The following is a 6128-nucleotide window of genomic DNA, read 5'->3' on the forward strand; positions in this document are numbered from 1 at the left end:
TCAATCGTCGCCTTCGGTCTCCATCGCCTCCAGCGGTCGGAGCGCCGGGCCCTGGAGGACCGTGCCGTCCACCGCGAACCTGGACCCGTGGCAGGGGCACTCCCACGCCGTCTCCGCCTCGTTGAACGCCACCAGGCACCCCAGGTGCGTGCACCGCGCCGACACCGCGCGCACCGTGCCGTCCGGCTCCCGGTACACGGCGCGGCGGCGGCCCTTGACCCGCACCACGGCCCCCGTGCCGGGCGGGATCTCGGCCACCGAGTCCACATGGCCGACGCGCAGCCGGTCACCGACGAAGTGCCGCGCCACCTCCGCCTGCGCACCGAGCAGCGACGGCGCCTCGCGCACCGCGCTGCCCAGCCGCCGGGGGTCGTACAGCTCCGCCCACGGCGGGGCGGGCGCCTCCGTGACGAGCGCGGACAGCAGCCGCCCCGCGACCACCCCGCCGGTCATGCCCCAGCCGCCGAAGCCGGTCGCCACGAAGGTGTGCCGGGCCCCGATGTGGAACGGCCCGATCAGCGGCACCGTGTCGCTGGGATCGTTGTCCTGCGCCGCCCACCGGTACGCGGTCGGCCCCACCGGGAACCGCTCGCGCATCCAGTCGTCGAGCCGCCGGAACCCCTCCGCGGGGTTCCCGGTGCCCGGGGTGAAACTCTCGCCGGTGACGATCAGCAGTCGGCGGCCCTCGTCCAGAGGGGTCGAGCGCACCGACCGCTTCCCCTCGTCCTCGGTGATGTACATGTCCTTCGGGGCCTCGCCGGCCGCGACGGGCGCCGCCACGACCAGCTCCCGGCGGGGCGACAGCCGGGCGAACAGCATCGCGCGGTCGAAGACCGGATAGTGCGTGGCCACGACCACGTTCCGGGCCGTCACCGTCCGGCCGGACTCGACGGTCACCCGGCAGGGCGTGCCCTCGGTCAGCCCGGTGACCCGGCTGCGCTCGAAGATCCGGCCGCCCCGCGCGATCAGGTCGGCGGCCAGCGCCAGCAGGTACTTGCGCGGGTGGAACTGCGCCTGCCCGCCGGCCCGGACCGCCCCGGCGGCCGGGAACGGCAGCTCCGTCCCGGGCACGTACGAGGCGTCGAGCCCGGCCTCGGCGGCGGCGCGCGCCTCTGCCTCGATCTGCGGGAGCGACTGCGGCCCGGCCGCGTAGCTGTACGCGCTCACCCGTTCCAGGTCGCACGCGATCCCCAGCTCGCCGACGATCGCGGCCACCCGCTCCACCGCGTCCTGCTGGGACGCCGCGAACAGCCGGGTCGCCTCCGCGCCCCTGGTCCGCCGCAGCCGGTCGTACACCAGGGAGTGGAGGGCGGACACCTTCGCCGTGGTGTAGCCGGTGACCCCGGCGGCGATGCGGTCCGCCTCCAGCACCACCACGTCCCGTCCGGCCCGCGCCAGCTCCCAGGCCGTGCTCAGCCCGGCGATGCCGGCCCCGATCACCACCGTGTCCGCGTCGGTGTCCGAGGCCAGGTACGCGTGGTCCGGTGTCTCGGTGCTGTCCATCCAGAAGGACTCGTCCAGCCCCGGAAGCGGGCGGGGGTCACTCATGGTTGCTCACTCCATCCTTCGCTCGGATCGCCGGGCCGGTGTCCGGCCCGGGAGCGGCCCGGCGGACGCCATGACGCACACCACTGCCGCATCGTGCCCTGCGTCATACGGGGCGGGCCGGGCGGCGCAGTACGCTGCACGCCTCCCAGCACCCGAGGGGACGCCCCGATGCCCGCAGACCTCGCCCCGCTCATCGCCGCCACCACCCAGTGGCTGACGCGCGCGTTCCCCGCCGGCGGCGGCCCGCTCACCGCGGCCCTGGCCGAGGCGCAGGCCCGCCAGGCGGTCACCGTCGCCACCTGGCTGCGCTACCCGACGGACCTCGACGCCGCCCTGGTGGCCCTGACCGGCCCCGGCGGATCGGCCCGTCTGGACGAGGTCGCCGGAGGCGCCGGCCGGATGCCGGCCGGGCCGCAGGACATGGCCTGGCGAAGCTGGGTGGACGAGGTCGTGGCCAGCTGGGCCGCCCATCTGCTCACCGCGCCCGACGCGGCGCGGGACGCGGTGAACGCCCTCGACGCGTGCGCGCACACGACCGCCGGTCCCGCGGAGTTCCGCCGGCTGACCGACCCGAGCGCCCACGACCTCGCGGCCACCGCGCTGCTGCGCCACCCGGACCTGCTGGAGCCGATAGCCCGCCTGCACCAGGCGGACCTGCTCGACCGCCTGCGCCTGGGCCCGGCCCGCGCCCACTGAGCGCGCCGGACCGTCAGCCCTTGCCGCGGCCGCTCAGCAGGTCGCGGGCCCGGTCGACGAGACCGGCGCCGGGGCCGAGGATCTTCAGACCCGTGGGGCTGTCGGGCGCGGAGGGGTGCGGACGGGTCGGCGCGGTCTTCTTCGCCGTGCGGACCTTCTCGCCCAGCTCCTCCAGCGTCTCGGGGGAGCAGGCCGCCGCGAGCAGCGGGAACAGCCGGTTCTCCTCGTCCCGGACGTGCTCGCTCACCTCCAGTTTGAGCGTCGCCACCAGGTGGTCGAACTGCGGGTCGTCCGCGGACAGCCCCTCCAGATCCTTGAGGTGCCGCTCCACCTTGGCGTGGTCCTCCAGCTCCTTGTCGGCCATGTCGTCGCCGTCGTCGACGAACCGGCGGACCGCCGGGTAGAGGTGCATCTCCTCCGCCACCGAGTGGCGGACCAGCTCGATCGTCAGCTCGTCGGCGAGCTTCCTGCGCTGCTCGTCGCCGACCGGCTGCGCCTCGATCCGCGCGAACAGTTCGTCGACCTCGCGGTGGTCGGTGGTGAGTTCCGCGATCACGTTTCCGCCGTGTCCCATCAGTGAAACCCTCTCCGCTGGTGCGGTGTACGCCTGTGTGCTGCGAGCCGAAGTCAGCTCACCGTTCCACAGGGGTACCCCCGAACCCCACCAACACACGGAGCCACGCCCCACTCCGGTCAGGCTGGCGTAACGCCGTCCTCCGGAACGGTGGTTCCCGGCCCCGCCGGGGGAGTGTCGCCGCCCGTGCCGGCCGCCGTGCCGAGCGGCCACGCCTCGATGTCGCGGTAGCGGATCTGCCCCGTGCCGCGCGCCGCGTAGCTGCCCACCAGGTGCAGGCGCTCGGCGGGCCAGGGCCGGCCGCGGAACTCCGTGAGCCGCGCGGCGATCTCCCCGGCGGACGTGTCGTCGCCCCGGCGGACGCGGGCCAGGGTCAGATGCGGGCGCAGCGGCCGGCTCTCCAGGACGACGCCGCAGCGTTCCACGACGCTCCGGACGCCCGCGGCGAGCCGGTGCAGCCCGTCGAGGTCCCCGTCGATCCCGCTCCAGGCGACGCGGGCGTCGAAGGTGCCGCCGCCGTGCAGCGCCAGCCGGGGGGCCGGGTGGGTCGCGGCCAGCTCCGCGAGGGGCGGGCGCAGCAGCGGAACGGTGGCCACCGGGAGCGCGCCGAGGAACGCCAGCGTGATGTGCCAGTCCTCGATGCGGTTCCACCGCACCTGCGGGTGCGTGGCGTAGACGGGGCGCAGCTCGCGGGCGAGTTCGTCCTTCGCCGGATCGGGCGGGGCGAGGGCGATGAACACGCGAACGGTGGTGGGCGGCATCTCGTCGGTCACACCGCATTGGTACCGCACGGGCGGGGGAGTGCCGCCGCCGGGTGGAGGTCCCGCACCGGAAGGCGATCTGACGCTGCGTAACAGTAAAGGCCATTGCTTGGGTATGGGGCGCGTACCCGGCGCACGGGAGCGCGGCGTGATCGGCGCGAAACCGAGGGTAGGAGGGCGTACGCCGGCGGATATCCGAATGTGCGCGGGTCGTAATGCGCGAAACGTGCGCAATCGGGACATGGAATGGCTGGATATTTCCGCAGAGAGGGGGTTGGCATATGTCCGGGGCCGTTCTCCGTGCACGTCGTGGTTGGGTGCCGCCATAAGTATTGGGCTGAATTCGTCTCTTCCGCTGTCGGCGGTCATCTATGGTGATTGTCGTGAACGGGCGAAGCCGGAAGACCGGCCGGCCATCGGCGTCGCTTCGGTATACCGAGGCGTAACGTATCTCCGTCCCGTGCGGCCGAGCCGTGCGGCAGGGACGGGGGCGGTGGCGGGGTGCGGTGAATACCGCGCGGTAAGCCTGCATATATCTGTGGAACACGTGGTGACGTGTGGGAAAAACAAGTGGGGGGACGGTCGTGACCAATCCTTTCGATGACGAGTCGGGTCGGTTCGTGACGCTGGTCAACGACGAGGGGCAGTACTCGCTGTGGCCCGCGCACCTCGAGGTGCCGGGCGGCTGGAGCGTCCGCGGCCCGGAGGGCTCGCGTCAGGAGTGTCTCGACGCCATCGAGGCCGCGTGGACGGACATGCGGCCCGCCGGCCTGGTCCGGGCGATGGAGGCCGACGCCGGGTAGGGGCGCACCCCGGCCGGTCGGACCGCACGCGGGCCGCCCGGGCCGGGGCGGCCCACCACTCCCCACCGGACCGACCGGCAATGTTCTCTTTTGAACAAAAGCTGCCGGCCCGTGATGGTGACCGATCGGGCCCCGGCCGAAAGTGTTCACGCCGCTTTCACGCGGCTTTCTCAGCTCATTGATGGACTGCACAGGAGTGCGTCCGAACCACGCGAAGAACGGCGGAGTCCGCTCCCGCTTCGCTTTTACCCGCCCGTGGTCGGCCATGGACGCCGCACCGGCACGGCCGGCTTCGTCCTGCCCTCTTCGTCCCCCCGAAAGCCCTCCCCGAAGGTGTGTCCCGGCATGCGCGAAAACGGCTCTCTCCCCCAGGAATCCGTTCCCGAAGAGTTCTTCGGCACGACCGCCGCCCAGCAGGGCGTGTGGTACGGGCAACTCCTCGACCCCGACAGCCCGAAATACAACATCGGTGAATGCTTCGAGATCCGGGGCGACCTCGACCCGGAGCTGTTCGCCGCCGCGGTCGACCGGGCCTGCGAGCTGTACGACAGCCTCAACCTCGAGTTCGTCACACAGGGCGACACCCTCCTCCAGCGCGTCGTCCCCCACCCCGGCACCGGCCGCCTGCGCCTCGTGGACCTGTCCGGCGCAGCCGACCCGCAGGCCGAGGTCGAACGCCACATGGCCCGCGACATGGCCACCCCCGACACCCTCGACCGCCCCCGGCACCACTTCGCGCTGCTCCGCGCGGACAGCCGGCTCCACTACTGGTACGTCCGCTTCCACCACATAGCCGTCGACGGCCTCGGCAGCGCCGTCTTCACCCGCACCGTCGCCGACCTCTACGCGCGCGCGGTCCGGGGCGAGGACCTCACCGGAGCCGTCCCGGCCGACGCCGCGCCCCTGCGCACCCTGGTCGCCGACGAGACCGCCTACCGCGCGTCCGGCCGCTACGAGGCCGACCGCGCCTACTGGACCGGCCGGTTCACGGACCTCGCCCCGGACGGCGGGGACACCGCGCACAGCGGCCGCTCCCTCATCCGCCGCCGCACCGACCTGCCCGCCCCGGCTGCCCCCGGCACCCCGGCGGACACCGCTACACCGCACACCGGCCAGACCCCCGGCATCCGGCTGCACACCGGCGAATCGCTGCCCCTCGGCGTCTTCGACGACCTGCGCGCCCTCGCCGCCGCCCACCGCACCACCTGGAGCGCCGTCCTGGTCGCCGCGGTCGCCGCCTACACCGCACGCGCCACCGGCGACTCCGACGTCACCGTGGGCCTCGCCTCCAACGGCCGGCACGGCGGACTGCGCCACGTCGTCGGCATGACCTCCAACATCCTGCCGCTGCGCCTGACGGCCACCCCCGACACCACCGTCGCCACCCTCGTCCGCACCGTCGCGGACGAGATGCGCGCCGCCCTGCGCCACCGCCGCTTCTCCCGCGAACAACTCGCCCGCGAACTGGGCGGCGACGACGCGAGCCGCCTCACCGGCATCGTCGTCAACATCATGGGCTACGACTACGACCGCGACTTCGCCGGCATCCACGCCCCGTCCCGCGTCCTGTCCGTCGGCCCCGTCGACGACGTGTCGCTCTTCGTCTCCGAACGCGGCGAGGGCGAGCCGAAGTCGAGCGGCCACGACAGGACTTCGCCGCCCGTGCTGATCCGCAGCGACGACGTGCCCACGGGCACGGCACCCGGAAGCGCGGCGGGCAGCAGTACGACCGGCTGCACCCATGCT

At 73.4% G+C, this 6128-nt stretch carries 6 protein-coding genes; 3 read left to right on the plus strand and 3 right to left on the minus strand.

The window, feature by feature from the left end:
* Positions 1 to 1548 (minus strand): FAD-dependent oxidoreductase, encoded by a 1548-nt coding sequence (locus MHW47_RS09670; protein ID WP_239222247.1) that lies wholly within the window; start codon positions 1546 to 1548, stop codon positions 1 to 3.
* 168 nt (positions 1549 to 1716) lie between these two features.
* On the opposite strand from MHW47_RS09670, the gene MHW47_RS09675 reads away from it, so the two are divergent.
* Positions 1717 to 2244, plus strand: a complete 528-nt coding sequence (locus MHW47_RS09675) for a hypothetical protein (RefSeq protein WP_239222248.1) — start codon at positions 1717 to 1719, stop codon at positions 2242 to 2244.
* A gap of 13 nt (positions 2245 to 2257) precedes the next feature.
* On the opposite strand, the gene MHW47_RS09680 is transcribed toward MHW47_RS09675, so the two are convergent.
* Positions 2258 to 2818: a hemerythrin domain-containing protein gene (locus tag MHW47_RS09680; RefSeq protein WP_239222249.1), complete on the minus strand. Its 561-nt coding sequence runs from the start codon at positions 2816 to 2818 to the stop codon at positions 2258 to 2260.
* 119 nt (positions 2819 to 2937) lie between these two features.
* Complete coding sequence (gene thpR, locus MHW47_RS09685; protein WP_239222250.1) at positions 2938 to 3591, minus strand: RNA 2',3'-cyclic phosphodiesterase; 654 nt, start codon at positions 3589 to 3591, stop codon at positions 2938 to 2940.
* A 572-nt stretch (positions 3592 to 4163) separates the two neighbouring features.
* Between thpR and MHW47_RS09690 the strand changes: the two genes are divergently transcribed.
* A complete protein-coding gene (locus MHW47_RS09690; protein ID WP_239222251.1) occupies positions 4164 to 4382 on the plus strand; it encodes an MbtH family protein in 219 nt (72 codons plus the stop codon).
* Positions 4383 to 4727: 345 nt separating this feature from the next.
* Positions 4728 to 6128, plus strand: a 1401-nt coding sequence (locus MHW47_RS09695) for a condensation domain-containing protein (RefSeq protein WP_239222252.1), incomplete at its 3' end; no start/stop codon positions are given.

The organism is Streptomyces sp. OfavH-34-F, from assembly GCF_022347745.1.
Classification (GTDB): Bacteria; Actinomycetota; Actinomycetes; order Streptomycetales; family Streptomycetaceae; genus Streptomyces.

What these genes read in the sequence shown, in the direction of transcription:
- MHW47_RS09675 (WP_239222248.1), top strand. Translation starts at nt 1,717, where the DNA reads ATGCCCGCAGACCTCGCCCCGCTCATCGCCGCCACCACCCAGTGGCTG.
- MHW47_RS09680 (WP_239222249.1), bottom strand. Translation starts at nt 2,818, where the DNA reads ATGGGACACGGCGGAAACGTGATCGCGGAACTCACCACCGACCACCGC.
- MHW47_RS09670 (WP_239222247.1), bottom strand. Translation starts at nt 1,548, where the DNA reads ATGAGTGACCCCCGCCCGCTTCCGGGGCTGGACGAGTCCTTCTGGATG.